This window comes from Streptomyces sp. NBC_01235, assembly GCF_035989285.1.
In the GTDB taxonomy this organism is placed as follows: domain Bacteria; phylum Actinomycetota; class Actinomycetes; order Streptomycetales; family Streptomycetaceae; genus Streptomyces.
In genome coordinates this window covers 1,337,757-1,356,078 of record NZ_CP108513.1, presented here as the reverse complement: position 1 = coordinate 1,356,078, position 18,322 = coordinate 1,337,757, and the positions used below count along the sequence as shown (strand labels likewise).

Sequence of the window (18,322 nt, the reverse complement as noted above, 5' to 3'; positions counted from 1 at the left end):
GGCGGAGGCCACTCGCAGCAGGTCGATGTGACCGCGCGTGGTGAGCAGGGCTGAACGCAACATGCGGCTGAACTGGTCAGGTTGCATGCCCACGGTCATCGAGTGTCTCGCGGATCGGACCCCCCCGATATCACGGGGTGGGTGGTCGGTCATGTGTGGAACACGGCGTATGGGTCAGGATGGGGGCATGTCAGATGCGTTCACCACCCGAGTTCTGCACGTGGCGTCCGGTTCCCGGGAGAGGGTTGTCGACCTCACCGGGGACTGCGAGGCGTTCCTTCGCGAGGTGGCCGCCGGTCGCGACGGCCTCCTGAACGTCTTCGTCCCGCACGCCACGGCCGGTATCGCCATCATCGAGACGGGCGCCGGCAGCGACGACGACCTCCTCGCGGCGCTGCACACGCTCCTCCCCGCCGACGACCGCTGGCAGCACCGCCACGGCAGTCCCGGCCACGGCCGCGACCACGTCCTCCCGGCCTTCGTCCCACCCCACGCGACCTTGCCGGTCCTGGACGGCAGGCTGGAACTGGGGACGTGGCAGTCGGTGTGCCTGGTGGACACGAACACCAGTAACACAGACCGTCGGGTCCGATTGAGCTTCCTCGGGTAGGTGCCCTGGTGGGACTGTAGGGGCAAAGTCCGGCCGCACCGAATGGGGCAGGAACGGGGCTGGGGAACTTTTCCTTCGTGGGCTTGGCGCGTGCTGGCTGCACGCGACGACCAGGAAGCCTGGAAGGAGCGCTTTCGGCGTCGAGCAGAGCAGCGGACTCATAATCCGTCGGCCGTGGGTTGGAGTCCCACCCGCCCCACCATGCACCCCTGTGACCTGCGGAAACGTCTCATCTGGGGTGCGGATTCAGGGCGTTGGTCCACGGGGCTGAATCCGCTGCTCGTGAGTTCGACTCCGTTGCCATCAGCGTTAGTTGAGGTCACTCTGACCTGCGCAGACGTATCGGCCCATGGCTGGAGGATGGCGTCGTGGGTGGGCTGTGCGAGCGTCTGGACGTCGGATTCTGGACGCTGGCTGGACACGAGGATCCGGAAGTGCTGCCCAGGGACCTTCGAGTGGGCGGGCCTGCCGGGCCGGCGGGGCACGGACACAGTCCGAATGGCGTGCGGTCCGAGTTGGGACGCGAAAACAGCCCGTACTGGAAACGGCCCAGAGAGGACCGACAGGCGGGGCGGGAGCGGCCGGGCTGGGCGGCTCCCGCACATACAGCCGCCGGTCTTCCTGCTCATCCCGTTTCTCCCGGGGCAGCGACGCCTACCGCTGAGGCGAGACGTGGTCCGCTGCCCAGGGCCGCCGAGCGCGTGCTGCTGGTGATCGCCGACGACGTGACGTGGTTCGACAAGGCCGACGTGGCCGTCGTCGGGTTCGTCGTACGGCGCGTCGCGGACGCTCCGATGTCGAGCACGACCTTGCCCGACAGTGCGGCGGCGGGAAAGCTCCCGGTAGGGAGCCGGTGGGATGCTCACCACGACCCGGTCACCGGCACGGGCCGCCTCCTCGGGTGTCGCGGCGCGGGCTCGCTGGCCGAGCTCGGCCACCGTCTCTGCCAGGGTCTGGGGACCGCGGGATTTGGACAGTAGGACGTCGGCCGACCGCGATCGCGAGCCGGGCGAGGTTCGTGACGAACGACGGCCTGCTGCGCCCCGATCTCACCGCCGAGGATCTGGGTCTGTTCAGTGGCTCCCTGAGCCAGGCCGCCCTGACGACCGGCGACAGCCATCCGGGCCAGGGGCGCCGCCTCCTGCGCATCTCCCTCGACCGCCTCAGCAGCCGCAACACCGCACCCCTACGAGTCTCGGTGACAGGGAGTACAGCTCTCACCGCAGCGGGCGCTGTTCGCGCGAAGACGCCGGATCAAGAAGAAGAGACCGACCTCTTGCGGGAGGTCAGGCTGGCCCCGTTCGCCGACGATCCGGCCGTCGGTCATGTAGTAGAAGCTCATGGCCTGCACCGAGATCTTGTTGCCGAAGTGTCACCTGCTGACCACCGGGTGACCGCTGCCCGCCGGGCGTTTTGTCGGATCCCGGGAAACGATGGGAGACGTCACCGCGAGCAACCAGCCGCCGAAGCACCGCGCGAACCGCACTGGAAGGACATGCCATGACCGCTACCGCTCCCAAGGCTCCGACTGCAGCAGGGGTGCGGTCCTGGTGGGGGATCCCGTACGCCACCGCCGAGCGGTACCGACGTCCCGTGGTCGCCGGCTTCGATCCGGGCCGCCCCTATGACCGCAAGGGTGTCGTCTCTGTCCAGCCCGACAGCGGTGACTGGCTCGAAGCGGACAACGGAGTGGGCGAGGACTGCCTGAACCTGAACGTGTGGGCCCCTGAGCAGCCGGCCGGCAAGGCGCTTCCGGTGGCGGTGTACGTCCATGGCGGCGGATTCGAGTACGGCGCGAACACACAGATCACCTCGAACGCCGCCGGTCTCGCCGCGTCGGGGCGCGTGGTGGGCGTGTCGGTCAACTACCGGCTCGGTGCGCTGGGCGCGCTCTCGCTCTCCCAGTACGGCGGCGCCCTGGCTGAGGCCAGCAATCTCTTCCTCCAGGACGTCATCGCCGCGCTCACCTGGATCCAGCGGAACATCGCCCACTTCGGCGGCGATCCCGACCAGGTCACCGTCTACGGCCACAGCGCCGGCGCCTATACCACCTTCGGGCTGCTCGGGGCCTCCTCCGCCGACGGCCTGTACCGGCGCCTGGCCGGGTTCTCCGGCGGGCCCGCCCGCAGCGTCCCGGCCTGGTGGGCCGAGGAGCTCGCGCACCGGTTCGTCACCGAACTCGGCGTAGCGGACAACCCGGAGAAGCTGCTCGACCTCGACGCGGTCTCCCTGAGGGACGCCCTGCGCAAGGTCGCCCCGACGGACCTCGGAGTCCGCGGCGGGGTGGACAACAAGGCCACCGGCGTCGTCCTGGACATCGGGCAGCCCGGCGCGGTGGTGCACGCCCATCCCATGGACGTCCTCGCCTCGGGCGCGCACCGCGATGTCGACGTGCTGCTGAGCATGGCGAGTGACGACATGGGGTGGTGGGTGGCGAACGACCTCGACCGGTTCGACCCGCACACCGTCGACCGCGTCGTCGACGAGGTCGCGGGGTGGCGTATTTCCCGCTCCCGCGCCAAGAAGATCGTCGATGCCTATGACCAGGGCGGCCGCACCCCGGCCGAGGTCCGCGCCGCGGTCATGGCGGACTACCTCTTCGCGCTCCCGGCCGCCCGTGGCGCTCTGGCGCACGCCGCCGCGGGCGGCAACGCCCATCTGCTGATGATCGGGCCCGCCGAGGGTGCGCCCGCGGTGCACGGCGGCGAGATGTACGCCCTCGTCGGTCAGGAACAGCCGGGCCGCAGCGCAGAGCAGGCCGAGCGTGACACGCGTATCCGCGACATCGTGCTCGACTTCGCCACGGGTGAGCAGCCCCGTCTGTGGCCCGCTGTCACGGACCGCCCCATCTCGGGAAGCGTCGGCAACCCGCCCTTCGAGGCCACCGCCCACTACCAGCAGGCCCTCGACCTGTGGGAGGGCATCGACCGCCCCTGACGGTCACCGCGCGAAACCGAGATGCAGAACGGCGCAGGGTCACCACTGACTGATCACCCGGGCACCTGTGCCTGGGGCCCTGGCTCCGCTTTCACATTCCTGTGGGACGAACAGAACAAGGAGCTCGGCATGAGCCAACCGACAGGAACCGGCGGCGCCGCACCGGCGACGATGCGGGCCGTCGTCGTCACCCGGCCCGGCGGCCTGGACGCACTGGAGATCAAGGATGTGCCGGTGCCCGTCCGCAAGCCCGGCTGGGTGCGGATCCAGGTGATGGCGTTCGGCGTCAACGAGTCCGAGGTCACCACCCGCAAGGGCGAGTCGGACGCGGTGGTCACCTACCCGCGGGTTCCCGGCATCGAGGGCGTCGGCGTGGTCGACGAGGCCGACGAGGACAGCAGGCTGCGGCCAGGACAACAGGTGGCCACGATGATGGGCGGCATGGGCCGCTCGTACGACGGCGCGTACGCCCAGTACGTCACCGTCCCCGCCGGGCAGGTCATCCCGTTCGAGACCAGCCTGCCGTGGGACGTGGTCGGCGCGCTGCCCGAGATGTTCCAGACCGCCTACGGATCCCTGACCCGCGGCCTGGACCTCAAGGCCGGGCAGACGCTGCTGATCCGCGGCGGCACCTCCACGGTCGGGCTGAGCGCGGCCACCATCGCGAAGGACCTCGGCGCCACCGTCATCTCCACCACACGCAGCCCCAGTCGGGCCGGGGAACTGCGGGCCGCGGGCGTCGACCATCCCCTCGTCGACAACGGCACCCTCGCCGACCAGGTGCGCGAGCTGATCCCAGACGGCGTCGACGCCGCCCTGGAACTGGTCGGCTGCTCGGTCCTCCCCGACACCCTCCGCACCGTCCGCCGGCACGGCACCGTCTGCTTCACCGGAGCCCTGGCAGGCCAGTGGTCCATCCCGGACTTCACCCCGTTCATGATCCCCTTCGGGGTACGCCTGACCTCCTACGGCGGTCAGGCCAGCGACCTCCCGGCCGACGTCCTCGCCCACCAGCTCCAGGCCATCGCCGCCGGACGCCTCAACGTCCCGGTCGCGAAGGTCTACCACGGCCTGGAACAAGTCCGAGACGCCCAGGCCGACCTCGAATCCGGCACCACGCCAGGCAAGCACGTCGTCGTCCTGGACGACTGAAAGAAGCACATCCCCTGGTTCGCCGACAGGCACCGGCTGGGGCATGCACAAAGAAAGGAAGGACGCCGTGGGCGTCAACAAGGAAGAAGTCAGCAAGACCATCATCGAGCTGGAGAAGTCGTACAACGAACGCTTCAGCGTCGGCGACCCGGGCGGCTACATGGACGGCTTCGCGGACGAGGTGAGCTACTTCGACCCGATCCTCGAGAACATCGTCGTCGGCAAAGAGAAGACCGTCGCGTGGCTGTCGTCCATCTACTCCAACCCGCACATCGTGCGCAGCGAGTACCTCAACCCGACGGTCCACGTCGGCGACAGCGGCGACTTCGCCGTCCTGGCTTACAACCTGAAGACCTACGTGCTCGACGAGGACGGCAACGAGAAGCAGAGGCGCGCCTGGAACGCCACGCACGGCTACCGGCTCGTCGACGGCCAGTGGCTCATCGTGCACTCCAACTGGGCGTTCTCCCAGACCGTGACCGAAAGGATCGCCTCCTGACCGCGGCGCAGCCTGTGAGCCCCGGCCTGACTGGGTTCCTCCGGCATGGCGAGCGGGGCCCCGCCTGTGCCGCCGGCATCCGGCCAGTGGTCGTCCCAGCCGCACCGATCAGCTCCGAGACACGCCCCGCGACACCAGCGCACCCGAATGACCGAACGTCAGGATCCCATGATGACCGACACCGCAACCGACGCCTACAGCTCCTTCACCGTGACCGACCTGGAATCGACCCGCACCTTCTACCACGACGTACTCGGACTGCACGTCGAAGACCGGGACGCAATGCTCACCATCCGCCTCCCCGGCGGTGCGAGCACCGTCGCGTACGCCTCCCGCAACCACCAACCGGCACGATTCACCATCCTCAACATCGTCGTCCCTGACCTCCCCAGTACTGTCGCGGACCTCACCCGACGCGGCGTGGATTTCGAGCACTATGAGGGCGTGCAGATCGACTCGGACGGGATCTACCGCGCCAACGGCCCCTGGTTCGCCTGGTTCACCGACCCCTCCGGCAACGTTCTTGCCGTCTGTGAACGCGACCTCCGCACGGCCGGCGCGAGGCGTACCGGCTGATCGGGTGATTGACGGTGAGTGGCACGTCGGGCACTCCCACTGGGCGTTCACGCCGACCGCGAAGGCGGCCACCTCCGCCGCGTTGCGTCACGCGTCGGTCCCCGCCTCGCGGGCGGCGAAGGCGGCCGGGGTGAGACCGGTGCGGTCGCGGAAGAAGCGGCCGAAGTTCGCGGAGTCGGTGAAGCCCAGGTGGGCGGCCACAGCCCGGGCGTCCCACCGGGCAGCTCCCAGCAGGCGCCGGGCTTCCAGGAGGCGCCGCTCATGGATGAGTTCACGTACCCCCTTGCCGGTGGCGTCCCGGGCGGCGCGGCTCAGGGTGCGCACCGAGCAGTTGAGCAGCTCGGCGTAGTCCGCGGCTTGGTGCAGCTCCCGGAAGTGCAGTTCGAGGGCGTCCAGGAAGCCTCCGTACCTGTCGGTGCGGCCCGTGCCGGCCGTGGCCGCACCGGTGGGGGCGATGCCCGGGACGTTGGTCAGGCGCAGCAGCAGCGATTCGAGCAGGCTGCGGCGCAGCGCGTGGTGGATGTCGAGGGGTCGGCGTCCGAGTGCGCGGTGTTCGTCCAGGAGCTGGAGTGCTGTCTGCTGGAGCCAGGCGGCGTCATCGGCTTGCGGGCTCAGCACGGCCGGGGCGTCGTGCGCGGTGAGCGGGGCCAGCAGACGGGCGATGTCGGGCCGCAGCACGTCCGGTTCGAACAGGATGAACGGGCCGCGGGCGGAGCCGGGCGGATGCCAGCACAGCGTGTGTCCGGGACGCACCCACAGCCACTGGCCGGGGGCGACGGTCCGCGTGACGTGGTCGACGTCGTGCCGCAGCTCGCCCTCGGTGACGGCGATGAGGTAGTGGAAGGTGGCGCGGACCGGACGGGGCGGGTTCCACGGCCAGTCGTCGTGCTGGGCGAAGAAGTCCTCGATGGTGTTCACCTCCAGGCCGTACGGAGTGCCGACCGGGGGCTGGAATCCGTACAGCGGAACCGCGGCCGGTTCAGCCCGTCCGCTTGGGCCGGGGTGTCGCTTGTCGACCATCATGTGTCCGCAGTTTACTGCGCCTTATGTCGGTTTCGGGGAGAGAGTGGGAGGCGCCGCCACGGCCGCGCGGCGCGCCACTCGCGTCATGGGGTGCCCAGCCCGAGCTCACCCGATGAAGGAAACGTTCTTGAACGAAACGACCCTGCACAAGACCGCCGCCGCCTGCGCCGAGGAGCTTCCCGGAGCCCAGCTCGAGCATCCCTTCGGTGACGACTGGGAGGTCTTCAAGGTGCGCGGCAAGGTCTTCATGCTGATGACCGAAGTCCCGGGCCGTCCCGTCGTGATTCTCAAGGCGGACCCCGCCGAGGCCCACGCCCTGCGGGAGCAGTACCGCCACATCACCCCCGGCTACCACATGAACAAGAAGCACTGGATCACCCTGGAGAGCGGAGAAGGCGTCGACAAGAAGCTGGTCAGGGAGCTCGTCACCGACTCCTACCGGCTCGTCGTCGCCCACCTGCCTAAGGCCGAGCAGCCCGTCGACCCGCACACCTACGGCACCGGCACACGGGCGGCCCGGTGAGCGCGGCCGGTGACCGGCTCCAGGACACCGCCCGCCAGGCGGCCCTCGCCCTCCCCGACGTCAGCCACGGATACCCCTTCACCCCCAGCCTCGACGTGTACAAGGTCGCGGGCAAGGTCTTCCTGATCGTCACCGACGACCCGGACGAACAGATCATCACGGTCAAGTGCGAACCCGAACACGCCCGCGCGCAAGTACGCACCTACGCCTCGATCACACCGGGCCGCTACCTCGACAAACGCCACTGGATCTCGCTCGGTCCTGGCCCCGGCATCACCGAGCGACTGGTCACCGACGCGGTCGAGGATTCCTACGACCTGGTCGCCGAGCGGCTGCCGCGACGCGACCGCCCCGGTGCCCGATGAACGCCGCGAGCTTCCCCACGATCGGCTGAGCCGACGCCTGTCAGTGCCCCGTGCACGGCTCGCCACGTCCGCACACGCCCGCCTGCGACCCGAGAGACCAATGGAACCGACCGAAGCGACCCTGCCGCTCTTCGACGAGGAGCCCTCCCGGCCCCTCGCCGACCGCCTGCGCCCCACCCAGCTGGACGACGTCGTCGGGCAGGACCACCTCCTTGCCCCGGACGCCCCGCTGGGCCGCATGGTCGCCCAGCAGCGCCTCAGCTCCGCCATCCTGTGGGGCCCGCCCGGCGTCGGGAAGACCACCATCGCCCGGCTCCTCGCGGACGCCGGCAACCTGGCCTTCGAACCGGTGTCCGCCACCTTCTCCGGCGTGGCCGATCTGCGCAAGGTCTTCGCCACCGCACGAAGCCGACGCGGCATCGGCCAGGGCACCCTGCTGTTCGTCGACGAGATCCACCGCTTCAACCGTGCCCAGCAGGACAGCTTCCTGCCCTACGTCGAGGACGGCACCGTCACCCTGATCGGCGCCACCACGGAGAACCCGAGCTTCGAACTCAACGGAGCCCTCCTCTCCCGCACCCAGGTCCTCGTCCTCAAACGCCTCGACGAAGCCGCACTGTTCACGCTCCTCGACCGCGCCGAGCAGCTCACCGGCCACCATCTGCCCCTGGACGACGACGCCCGCCGCGCCCTGATCGCCATGGCGGACGGCGACGGCCGCTACCTCCTCAACATGGCCGAACAGCTCCAAGCCCTCCCGGACACCGAAACCACCCTGGACGCCGCCGGGCTCGCCCATCACATTCAGCAGCGAGCCCCGCTGTACGACAAGGCGCAGGAGGGCCACTACAACCTGATCTCCGCGCTGCACAAGTCGATGCGCGGCTCCGACCCGGACGCAGCCCTGTACTGGCTCGCCCGCATGCTCGACGGCGGCGAGGACCCGCTGTTCGTAGCCCGCCGCCTGGTCCGCTTCGCGAACGAGGACATCGCCATGGCCGACCCACACGCCATCCAACAGGCCCTCGCCGCCTGGGACGTGTACGAGCGACTCGGCTCCCCCGAGGGCGAGTTGGCGATCGCCCAGGCCGTCGTCTACCTCGCCACCGCCCCCAAGTCCATCGCCCTCTACCGCGGCTTCAACGCCGCACACCGATCAGCCCGGCACACCGGCTCACTCATGCCACCCGCCCACATCCTCAACGCCCCGACCCGGCTGATGAAAGACCTCGGCTACGGCAAGGACTACCAGTACGACCCGGACAAAGCCGACGGCTTCTCCGGTGACGACTACTTCCCCGACGACATGGACCGCGAGACGTACTACCAGCCCACCCGCAACGGCTACGAAGCCCAGATCACCGAGCGCCTGCGCCACTGGGCCGCTCTACGTGCCCGCCGGCAACGCGGCTGACCGGCCGACGCCCGCGACGTCCTTTCCGAAGGAGAGAACAGATGGCAGGCCGGACAGCAGCAGACTTTTTCGGTGCCCTGACCACCCGGCCCCCGTTGGACCCGGAGCTCGCGCCCGTCGAGGAGGCGCTGGGCGCTGTTTTCCGATCCTGTCGGAAGAGACCCCTGCCAGACCGGCGGCAGCTGGCCGACGGGTTCTCCGGGCGGGAACCGGACCCCAGGGCACTCCTTGCCCCAGGTGGACGCGGACGGCAGCGACATGGTCTTCGAGCCGATGTCGGCCGCCTACTCCGGCGCGACGCGTCCGTAACCGAACCGCTCCAGACGTCGATGGTAAGTGGATCGACTTGCCTTATGGGTGGCGCGGGGGCTACCTTCTGATGGTGAGTCCATCGACTTACCTAACGACTCGGCAAGGAACAATGAACATGAATCGTCTTGCGGGCAAGCGCGCCCTCATCACCGGCGGCACGAGTGGGATCGGTCTGGAGACCGCGCAGCGTTTTATCGCGGAGGGTGCCGATGTGCTGGTCACAGGGGTCACCCCGGCCAGCATCGACAAGGCGCGGCAGATCCTCGGGGACAAGGTGCCGGTGGTGCAGGCCGATGCGCGCGATCTCGACGCGCAGCGCGGCCTGGCGGAGCGGGTGCGTGAGCATTTCGGGAAGCTGGACGTGGCGTTCCTGAACGCCGGTGTCTCGGACTGGCGGCCGTTCGAGGACCACACGGAGGACAGCTTCGACCGGCTCTTCGACATCAACGTCAAGAGCGTCTTCTTCCTCACCCAGGCCCTGGTGCCCGTGCTGGCCAACCCGTCCTCGGTCATCCTGAACGCGTCCAACAGCGCGCACGGCGGCTACGGTCAGTCGAACGCCTACGCCGCGACGAAGGCGGCTGTCGGCTCCCTGATGCGGTCGTGGAACGCGGACCTGCTCAGGTCGCACGGCATCCGGTTCAACGCGGTAAGCCCCGGCCCGGTGGACACCCCGCTGTACTCAAAGCTCGGGATCGAGGATCCCGCACAGCAGACGGCGGTTCTGGAGGCGATCAGCTCCGGCATTCCTCTGGGCCGCATGGGTATGCCCGAGGAGGTCGCGGAAGCCGTCGTGTACCTGGCCTCCGATGTCTCCGCCTTCGCCGTGGGCCAGGACCTTATCCTGGACGGTGGCCAGACCGTTCTCTGACAGCGAGGATGCGGCTGGGAGACGGGCGAAGGGCGTGGGTATGTCGGTGGCGGACCGTGACCGAGCGGAAACCGGTGGCGATACGCGTCAGGCCGGGTATCACGCGCAGATCAAAGCGGAGAACCGCGCGCGCATCATCCGCGCCGCCCGCGACCTCTTCCTCGCCCGGGGATACGACAAGACCTCCCTGGCCCAGATCGCCAGGGAGGCGAGCGTCTCCACCGGCACCCTCTTCAAGCGGTACCCCTCCAAAGCCGCGCTGTTCGCGGCCGTCACCTCCGAACAGTGGCAACTGGACGTGCAGTACGCCGCACCGCCCCCGCCCGGCGATCCCCGGTACGGTCTGGACCACATCGGCCGCGACTACGCCTGCCTGGTCTCGCGGCCCGGCACGGCGGCACTGTGCCGCCTCATCATCACCGAACTTCCCCAGATGCCGGAACTCGCCGACATCGTCGGCACCGGCTTCGCCATCGACCGCGGACCCTTCTTCGACCGGCTCCGCGACTACCTGGACGCCGAAGCGCAGGCCGGCACACTCGACTTCCGTTCGGCCGACGGACAGACACAGCAGACCTCCGCAGTGGCCGAACAGTTCCTCGGCATGATCTGCGGCCAGCTCCTGTGGCCCCAGCTCGTACGCACCGACTTCGTCCCGCCCGACCCCACCGACACCGCGATCGTGGACGAAGCCGTCGCCCTCATGCTCACCCGCTATCGCACCGGATCCTGAACCCTGGACCACCAGTTCACGCTGCAAGGACCCCGATACGTCGCCCTCCGGGACAGGTACACGTATGGGTGACTCGATCGACAACGAATAGCGGCGAGCGCGACCGGTCCTTCCGGTAACCAACAGCGGTCGACAGCTGAGCCGGGACCGTGGCCTGCCGGTACTCCTGACGTGCGACCCCGGCGTTGCGCTCGGTGGCGCGACAACCGACAAGTGGTCGACGAAATACGGCGGGTGGGTATGGCAGTTCACCTGCGCGTGCCGTGCCCCGGACTGGGTGTCGGCGAGGCGGCTCAGTCCGCGGGGCGGGCCCGAGGGCGCGGAACGAGGGCCGTCCGGCAGTGGGGGCATCGCCGCGATACCGCGTCGGGTGGGCGGTCGGCGAGAGGCTTGACGCCCGTCCGTGCGATCGCGCGGACTCTACTGCCTGAGGTCGATCATGCGGACCGGCTGCCCCGTCGTGCGAGCAATGGTTTCGAAGTCGCGGTCGAAGTGGAGCAGGGTGAGGCCTGCTTCTTCCGCGGCGGCGGCCACCAGGAGATCGACGGGGCCCGCACTGCGGTGTTCCCCTTTGGTGGCCAGTTGTTCCTGGACGATGCGGGAGCGGCGGTAGATGCCGTCGGGCATGGGGCACCAGGCGTAGTGGGCGTCGAGTGCAGCTTTCAGTCGTGCGCGGTCCGCGGCTGAGCGGGCGGAGTAGAGGACCTCGAGTTCCGTGATGTCGCAGATCGCGACGAGGCCGGCGCCGATTCTGTCGTCCCACTCAGTTGTGGTCTGGCGGAGCAGGACGCGGGCGAGGGCGGAGGTGTCGATGAGGTAGTCGGCGACTGTCACGGCCGGTACTGGTTCTTGTTCAGGAGAATGTCGATGTCCAGGGCGCCTTCGGTCACCAGTTGCCGGGCGTCTTCGAGTGCGCGCAGGCGCCGGTAGCGGGCGGTGACCTCGCGCAGGGCGGTGTTGATGGTGTCGCGCTTGGTGGTGGTGCCGAGTTCCTTGGCGGCTTCTTCCAGTGCCTCGTCGTCGAGGTCGATCACGGTGCGGCTCAAGATGGCCTCCTCATGCACACTGCGGCGTATATCAATATACGTGATCGATTGTATATTGATGGGCTCGCGCACCCCTGGGTGGTCTGTTTCTCAGATCTGTGGCCTTGCAGCGAGCGCGTCAGAAGAGGGGTGTGCGCCAGGGACTTCCCGGTGGGCTCCTTTCGGCGTTCGAACTTCCAGGTGAGGCGGGAGGTCGTCACTTTCAGCATGGTGATCCGGATGTCGACGGCGGTGCCGGAGACCAGGGTGCGTGCCCAGCTCGCCCGGGCCGAGCACCGTGGCCGCGCCGCAGGCGACGCCGACGAGGAACTTGTTGTCCGGCATGACGTACTCCTGGACGTGTGCCTTCAAGGGTCCCGGATCAGTGTCGTGGATCCGGCTCGCCGCCTTGCTCGCGGTGTCGTCCGCCGATCTGCAGGTCGCGTACGGCACAGGCTTCAGCCTCTGGTGCCCCGCTGTCGTTTTTGCGGCGGGCCTGGTCGCCGTACTGCCCCGCTCCCCGAATCGAACGCCCCAGCCACACGGTTGGCCGCACGGGAACTCGGCCAGGCCGCGCGTAGACGTTTGACCTGTGACCACTGCCATAGAGGCTCAGCCTCAGCACCCGGGGGAGAGCCTCCGCGCGTTGGAAAGGGAATCCGCTGCGCATGGTTTCGAGACCCTCTCCTCAGCTGGGGAGAGGGTCCGTGAACCGGGTGAGCGTGCCCATCCGGGACGCGTTCTGGACGCAGGTTGGACACAAGGATCGGAAAGGACTGACAAGGGCCAAGAAGGACTGAGGCGGCAAACTGCGTCTGACCTGGGAAAACGGCCAAGATTGGCATTGATCGACAAGGGTCGCCAAGATCCTCAAAGGACTCATAATCCGTCGGCCGTGGGTTCGAGTCCCACCCGCCCCACCTTTGCAGGCTTCTGACCTGCGGAAACGTTCTTTTTTGGGTGTCGGGGCGTCAACTTTGCCTGAACGGACTGAATCCGCTGCTCGTGACTTCTGAGCGGGGCGAGACTCTTACTCCCTCGTCGAGCAGACGTCGCGCTGACCTGCGGAAATGCTGATGATCAGGAACTGTACCGGCGAGCTGGCAGCATCCCCTCGGCTTCATTTCGTGATCCTGGGGACGTGTTGGGGACGCAGGGTTTCGGTGGTGTCTGCTGGCCACCGTCCGCGGGCCCTCTGTCCAGCCGCCCGGGGAGCTTCCGTACGGGACTGCTGACCGAGTTCGGCCGCACCTTCGAGGAGCCCGATCGCGTCGATAGAGGGGCTTCAGGGGCTGGTGTGCGTTGGGCGGAAACTGCCCGAACAGAAAACGGCCCGGTATGTCCGATGATTCGTTCGACCGCGGTGCCGGCGTCGCCGAAGGCTCGTGGGATCGCGGCGTTCATGAACAGCCCCGCGAGCATGACGGCCAGCAGCATCCGCCTGGTCCGCGGGTTCTCGGCCGGGACGAGGGTGACCGCCCAGGTGGTGTACGCCCACGCCGCATAGACGGCGAGGTGGAGCACGAGCGCCTGGGCGGCGCCGGTCCAGGTGGGGTGCACGAGGAGCCGGTGCGACAACTGGCCGATCGCGAAGACGTAGACCAGGTCGAAGAACAACTCCAGAGGCCTGACCTCCCGGCGCGCCGGGTCGCTGGTCACCTGCACGATGACTCTCCTCAGTGCGGGAGGCGTCCCGACTTTGTCGTGCCTCCTGTGGGGCCGGTGTCCGTGTGAACGGTCAGTCGGCGAGGAAGGCGCTCACCTGGCCGGCGAAGTCCTCGGCGTGTTGGAAGAGGAAGGCGTGCCCAGCGTCGCTGTAGGCGACGAGGGTGGCGTCGGGGACGTACTGGACAGCGGTGTAGGACGCCAGGGCGGGGATCATCGCGTCCTTGATGCCGGTGGCGTACAGAACGGGCTGCCGGATGGTTGCCAGGTCCGCGCGCACCTGCTCGAAGGGGATCGACGCGTCCTTCTGGATCGCGGCGATCTGGCCCCTGGCCGCCGCCTCGGACACGTCGGGGCGTCCGGCGGCCAGCCGGGTGGCCACCCTGGCGAGGTGCTCGTACCCGGCGGCGCGGCCGGTGTCCGTCTCGGGGAAGAACAGGAACACCAGGTCGTCCCCGGTGGTCTCGGGCTTGGTCATGGTGGCCCGCACCTTCGGGTCCGGGTCGGGCGCGCCGGGCACCTGCCCGCCCGGGTTGGCGGCCGCCACGACCAGCTTGCGCACCAGGTCGGGCCGAAGGCGGGCGATGTGCTGGGCGACGGTGCCGCCCAGCGTCCAGCCGAGCAGGTCCACCTGGGGCAGACGGAGAGCCTCGATGAACTCGACGGTGCCGTCGGCCAGACCCTCGACCGAGTCTCGCGGGGTGCCGGTGGTGTAACCGGTGCCGACGTTGTCGAACACGATCACGTCATGGCCGGCGGCGAGGTGGTCCAGGAACTCGGGGTCCCACCAGTCGAGGGTCCCGCGGACCCGGTTCAGCAGGACCAGCGGGACACCGCCCCGCGGGCCGATGCGCCGGTAGGTGAACGTCGCGGAGGGTCCTTCCACGGTGAGGTCCTCGGCCGCGTCTGCAATGTATGTGCTCATGGCGGGGTTCGCTTTCCTGTCGATGTGTCGTGGAGGTCTTCTGGGAGTCGTCAGGCGGGCAGGTGGTTGAGCTTGCGCAGCTGCTGGTCGAACATGCGGGAGGGGACCATGCGGCGCATGGTGCGGACGCGTCCGGTCATGGCGCCGGCGGTGTAGCGCAGCTTGGGCTTGGCGTCGGTGGCCGCCGCGACGATCTCCTTGGCGACGACGGCGGGGTCGTCGCCGCCCTTGACCGCGCCGGCCATGTACTCCTCGAAGGCGAGCCGCCGCTTGGCGTAGACGTCCAGGGGCTGGTCGGGCCGCACGGTGGCCGCCTCGATCGCGGTGTTGGTCCAGGCGGGTTCGACGAGCAAGGACCGTACGCCGTACTCGCGTACCTCGTGGTCGACGGACTCCGAGTAGCCCTCGACGGCGTGCTTGGAGGCGGCGTAGACCGCCATGTAGGGCTGCGGGATGAACCCGACGATGGACGAGATGTTGATGATCCGTCCGCTGCGCTGGGCGCGCATGTGCGGCAGGACGGCGTTCGTCATGCGGATGACGCCGAAGACATTGATGTCGAAGAGGCCCTGCGCCTGCGCGGCAGAGCTTTCCTCGGCGGCGCCCGCCGAGCCGATACCCGCGTTGTTGACCAGGACGTCGATCCGCCCGAACCGGTCGATCACCTCGCCGACCGCAGCGGTCACCGAATCGTCGCTGGTCACGTCCAGGTCGAGGAAGGTCACGCCCTTCACAGGGGTGACGTGCACGGTGTTGCGGCTGGTGCCGACCACGTCGTAGCCCGCCGCGGCCAGCGCGAGCGCGGCTGCCTTTCCGATGCCGGAGGACGCACCCGTGATGAGGGCTACCGGTCGTGTCGTCGCTGCCATTTCGGACTCCTGACTCAGGGGATCGCGTGTGTCTTGCCGTGTAGGGGATCGCTTCCGGTGTCCCCTCAATCGGTTTCACCAATGTATCAGGTTTACCTGTAGCAGCAACAGTAGAGCATCAATTAATCGGTTATCCGTAGCGTCAACGTATCCTCTACGGAGGGTCAACGGATGGGCCGACGCTGCCGGGCAGGGGTCGTTCCAAGGTGCCGCCAGCTCCATGAAGCAGACCTGCGGACGGCGGGCTGAGCTGCAACGACGTGTTGGGCCGGGCGGACACGCAGGCTGTCGCCGTGACGGCCAGGACGACGCACCGACCCTTTCGCGGCCGGCACGCGCCGCCGGCCGCGGGGGCGCCTCAGTCGCCCATTGGGCCCATGGCTTCGATGGCGGCGCAGATGTGAGCGAATGGTCTGGGGTGCGCAGTCGTGACGCGGAGGGCTGCGAGGGCGCCGGGGGACTCTCCGCGTGGCTCTGCCCCGCCGGACGGGGCTCCGGCGGGGCAGGTGTGCTGATCGGCCGTCACCGTGTGCGGTGTCGGTGACCGTCTCACGGTGATGGATCGATGGGTTGTCAGTGGTCGAGGAAGGTGTTCACCTCGGCGCCGAACTTGGCGGCGTACTGGAAGAGGAACCCGTGGCCGGCGTTCGGGTAGATGCTGAGCTGGGCGTTGGGGAGGTACTTGGCCAACAGGTGGGAGTTCTTGGGGGGCATCAGGATGTCGCTGTCCCCGTCTGCGACCAGCGTGGGCTGGAAGAGGGCGTTGAGCCGCACCAGCTTGGACTTGTCCGGGATGCCCCACTCCGACATCGCGGTGAGCTGCGCGTCGCGGGTCTGGAGGCTCGCGGGCGCGTCGTGGTCAGTGGTGCGCTGGCCGAGGCGCTGCAGGAACTCAGTTCCGGCGGCCTGGCTGGATGCGGTGTTCTTGAAGAACAGGAAGAGGAGGTCGGCAGGGCCGGGGTTGTCCGCCAACACGCTCCCCAGCACCTTGGGGTCGGACGCCCTCTGGTCGACCCCGCCCTGCGGGCCGGTGCCGGCCAGGACGACGCGACGGACCTGCCAGGGGCGCCGCAGGGCGACCTCCTGAGCCACCTGGCCGCCGAGGGAGAAGCCGAACACGTCGTAGCGGGGCAGCTTGAGGGCGTCGATGAAGTCGATGGCGTCCAGGCTCATCTGCTGGATGGTGCTGGGTGTGGTGCCGGTTGAGCCGCCGACGCCGACGTTGTCCACGAGGATGACCTCGCGCTTGGCGGCGATGGTGTCGATGAGCTTGGGGTCCCAGTTGTCGAGGGTGCCGCGGTAGTGCTGGAGGAAGATCAGGGGCACGCTGCCGGCGCTGGGGTTGCCGAAGCGCCGGTACTGGTAGGTGACGCCGTTGGCGGCCTTGACGCGCAGGTTGGGGGCGGTGGCGGCGCTCTGGGGGCTCTGCGTCTGTACGACCGCGTGACGGGTGACGCTGGAGCTGTCGCTCACTGCGCTCGCCACACTCGGCGCGGCGCCGGCGACGGCGGCGACGACCGACATGGTGGCCAGCGCCACTGCGGTGCGTCGGGAGACACGGGTGCGTAGCTTCGTTGTGGGCATGCCAATTCCTTGAGTCGGGCTCGGATGTCTCCTCCGGCAGGGGAGACGGGATACCGGTCGTGAGCGACGGTCGTGCAGATGCCCGCTCCGTCGGTGCGGCGCGATCCCCTAACAGTGTCACTAAGGTATCAACTATCGCCAGAGTTGCAACATCAGAGAATCAATTAATGAGATACCCGTAGCGTTCCCGTATCCTCTACAAGGGACCGGGTAGCGAACCAGACAGGAGACAGACATGGGCCGAGCACTGCGGGCAGATGCCGAGCGCAGTGTGCGCGCGATTCTGGAGGCGGCCGAGCAGGTCTTCGCCCAGGACGCCGGCGCCTCCATGGAACAGGTCGCCGAGGCGGCGGGACTGACCAGGATCACCGTTCACCGCCGCTTCGCGAACCGGCAGGCCCTCCTGGAGGCGCTCGCCGTCTCCGCCAAGCAGCAGCTCATCGACGCCATTGAGGAAGCCCGGCCGGACGCCGCTCCCGCACTCGTCGCGCTGCACCGAGTGACGGCGAACGTCCTACGGGTCAAGAACACCTGGCGCTTCACCCTCAGCCACGCCACCGCTCACACACCCGCCGCAGCCGCCCTCTGGGGCGAGATCAACACCCACACCGTCGATCTCATGAACCGGGCGCAGCGCGAGGGGCTACTCGCCCCGGACGCAGACCTGGAGTGGACGCGGCAGGTGTACTACGCCCTCCTCAGCGAAGCCATCAACAGGCCCGGCGCGGAGCAGGACCCTGCCGCGCAGGACCCGGACGCACTGGCCACGCTCGTCATCGACACCCTCCTGCACGGCGCAGGACCACGCGGCTGAGCCGCAACTGCTCGGCAGGCGCCGGAGCCACCGATCGGCTGCCGTCGCCAAACATGTCAGCGCCACTCACGCCTGGTGGCACTGCTCGGCCTTGACGGCCACGCGGACGCAATGTGGGAGCACCTCGGCCCTGCTCCCCGCATCGCAAGGTTTGGGCCCCTGTGTACGGCAGGGCCGCCTGCGGCCACGGCCGCTGGAGGTCCGTCCCGAGGTTGGGTGGGAGCTGCTGTGCGATGGAAGGGGAATCCGCTGCGGGCAGGGTCGAAATCCCCCTCCGGGCTGGCGCGATCGCATGTTGGCCCCGTGCCATTTTTCCGTGCGACGGAGTTGGGGACGCATTGGGGACGCAAGGACAGGAACAGACTGACAAAGGCCAAGGGTTGTCGACACAGGTCACCCTATCTGACCTGCAAAAACGCCACGGA

Annotated in this window: 20 protein-coding genes; 12 read left to right on the top strand and 8 right to left on the bottom strand. The window is 68.5% G+C overall.

Annotation, left to right across the window (positions count from 1 at the left end; translation table 11 throughout):
• Positions 1-187: 187 nt before the first annotated feature.
• Positions 188-610 carry a secondary thiamine-phosphate synthase enzyme YjbQ gene (locus tag OG289_RS06235; protein ID WP_327312991.1) on the top strand — a complete coding sequence of 141 codons (423 nt, stop codon included), beginning with the start codon at positions 188-190 and terminating at the stop codon, positions 608-610.
• A 158-nt stretch (positions 611-768) separates the two neighbouring features.
• On the opposite strand, the gene OG289_RS49580 is transcribed toward OG289_RS06235, so the two are convergent.
• Positions 769-1,548, bottom strand: coding sequence for a hypothetical protein (locus OG289_RS49580; protein WP_442818874.1), 780 nt, complete (start codon positions 1,546-1,548; stop codon positions 769-771).
• 80 nt (positions 1,549-1,628) lie between these two features.
• Here OG289_RS49580 and OG289_RS06225 point away from each other — a divergent pair, with 80 nt between their 5' ends.
• The 5 genes from OG289_RS06225 to OG289_RS06205 all read left to right on the top strand — a co-directional run bounded on the left by OG289_RS06225 (position 1,629) and on the right by OG289_RS06205 (position 5,774).
• Positions 1,629-2,114 (top strand): hypothetical protein, encoded by a 486-nt coding sequence (locus OG289_RS06225; protein WP_327312990.1) that lies wholly within the window; start codon positions 1,629-1,631, stop codon positions 2,112-2,114.
• Positions 2,111-3,547: a carboxylesterase family protein gene (locus OG289_RS06220; protein WP_327312989.1), complete on the top strand. Its 1,437-nt coding sequence runs from the start codon at positions 2,111-2,113 to the stop codon at positions 3,545-3,547. Before OG289_RS06225 ends, OG289_RS06220 begins: the two co-directional genes overlap by 4 nt.
• Before the next feature lie 129 nt (positions 3,548-3,676).
• Positions 3,677-4,699, top strand: coding sequence for an alcohol dehydrogenase catalytic domain-containing protein (locus OG289_RS06215; RefSeq protein WP_327312988.1), 1,023 nt, complete (start codon positions 3,677-3,679; stop codon positions 4,697-4,699).
• 43 nt (positions 4,700-4,742) lie between these two features.
• The gene (locus tag OG289_RS06210) at positions 4,743-5,198 is read left to right on the top strand and encodes a YybH family protein (protein ID WP_327312987.1); all 456 of its coding nucleotides are present in this window, start codon (positions 4,743-4,745) and stop codon (positions 5,196-5,198) included.
• A gap of 171 nt (positions 5,199-5,369) precedes the next feature.
• Complete coding sequence (locus tag OG289_RS06205; RefSeq protein WP_057616026.1) at positions 5,370-5,774, top strand: VOC family protein; 405 nt, start codon at positions 5,370-5,372, stop codon at positions 5,772-5,774.
• An 87-nt stretch (positions 5,775-5,861) separates the two neighbouring features.
• Here the strand turns inward: OG289_RS06205 and OG289_RS06200 are convergent, their stop codons facing one another.
• Complete coding sequence (locus OG289_RS06200) at positions 5,862-6,797, bottom strand: helix-turn-helix domain-containing protein (protein ID WP_327312986.1); 936 nt, start codon at positions 6,795-6,797, stop codon at positions 5,862-5,864.
• A gap of 127 nt (positions 6,798-6,924) precedes the next feature.
• On the opposite strand from OG289_RS06200, the gene OG289_RS06195 reads away from it, so the two are divergent.
• The 5 genes from OG289_RS06195 to OG289_RS06175 all read left to right on the top strand — a co-directional run bounded on the left by OG289_RS06195 (position 6,925) and on the right by OG289_RS06175 (position 11,015).
• Entirely contained in the window at positions 6,925-7,320 is a 396-nt protein-coding gene (locus OG289_RS06195) for an MmcQ/YjbR family DNA-binding protein (protein ID WP_327312985.1), read from the top strand.
• Entirely contained in the window at positions 7,317-7,685 is a 369-nt protein-coding gene (locus OG289_RS06190) for an MmcQ/YjbR family DNA-binding protein (RefSeq protein WP_327312984.1), read from the top strand. The genes OG289_RS06195 and OG289_RS06190 overlap by 4 nt, the downstream gene beginning before the upstream one ends.
• Before the next feature lie 100 nt (positions 7,686-7,785).
• Positions 7,786-9,099: a replication-associated recombination protein A gene (locus tag OG289_RS06185; protein ID WP_327312983.1), complete on the top strand. Its 1,314-nt coding sequence runs from the start codon at positions 7,786-7,788 to the stop codon at positions 9,097-9,099.
• A gap of 427 nt (positions 9,100-9,526) precedes the next feature.
• On the top strand, positions 9,527-10,282 hold the full coding sequence (locus OG289_RS06180) for an SDR family oxidoreductase (RefSeq protein WP_327312982.1): 756 nt from the start codon (positions 9,527-9,529) through the stop codon (positions 10,280-10,282).
• A gap of 40 nt (positions 10,283-10,322) precedes the next feature.
• Complete coding sequence (locus OG289_RS06175; RefSeq protein ID WP_327312981.1) at positions 10,323-11,015, top strand: TetR/AcrR family transcriptional regulator; 693 nt, start codon at positions 10,323-10,325, stop codon at positions 11,013-11,015.
• 420 nt (positions 11,016-11,435) lie between these two features.
• Here the strand turns inward: OG289_RS06175 and OG289_RS06170 are convergent, their stop codons facing one another.
• The 6 genes from OG289_RS06170 to OG289_RS06145 form a co-directional block, all read right to left on the bottom strand.
• Positions 11,436-11,849: a PIN domain nuclease gene (locus OG289_RS06170; RefSeq protein ID WP_327312980.1), complete on the bottom strand. Its 414-nt coding sequence runs from the start codon at positions 11,847-11,849 to the stop codon at positions 11,436-11,438.
• Positions 11,846-12,061 carry a type II toxin-antitoxin system VapB family antitoxin gene (locus tag OG289_RS06165; protein ID WP_327312979.1) on the bottom strand — a complete coding sequence of 72 codons (216 nt, stop codon included), beginning with the start codon at positions 12,059-12,061 and terminating at the stop codon, positions 11,846-11,848. The genes OG289_RS06170 and OG289_RS06165 overlap by 4 nt, the downstream gene beginning before the upstream one ends.
• 1,059 nt (positions 12,062-13,120) lie before the next feature.
• Positions 13,121-13,705, bottom strand: coding sequence for a low temperature requirement protein A (locus OG289_RS06160; RefSeq protein WP_327312978.1), 585 nt, complete (start codon positions 13,703-13,705; stop codon positions 13,121-13,123).
• Between the two features lie 73 nt (positions 13,706-13,778).
• Positions 13,779-14,630: an alpha/beta fold hydrolase gene (locus tag OG289_RS06155; RefSeq protein WP_327312977.1), complete on the bottom strand. Its 852-nt coding sequence runs from the start codon at positions 14,628-14,630 to the stop codon at positions 13,779-13,781.
• A gap of 50 nt (positions 14,631-14,680) precedes the next feature.
• The gene (locus OG289_RS06150) at positions 14,681-15,499 is read right to left on the bottom strand and encodes an oxidoreductase (protein ID WP_327312976.1); all 819 of its coding nucleotides are present in this window, start codon (positions 15,497-15,499) and stop codon (positions 14,681-14,683) included.
• A gap of 573 nt (positions 15,500-16,072) precedes the next feature.
• A complete protein-coding gene (locus tag OG289_RS06145; protein WP_327312975.1) occupies positions 16,073-17,083 on the bottom strand; it encodes an alpha/beta fold hydrolase in 1,011 nt (336 codons plus the stop codon).
• Positions 17,084-17,318: 235 nt separating this feature from the next.
• Between OG289_RS06145 and OG289_RS06140 the strand changes: the two genes are divergently transcribed.
• Complete coding sequence (locus OG289_RS06140; protein WP_033327899.1) at positions 17,319-17,897, top strand: TetR/AcrR family transcriptional regulator; 579 nt, start codon at positions 17,319-17,321, stop codon at positions 17,895-17,897.
• Positions 17,898-18,322: the final 425 nt, after the last annotated feature.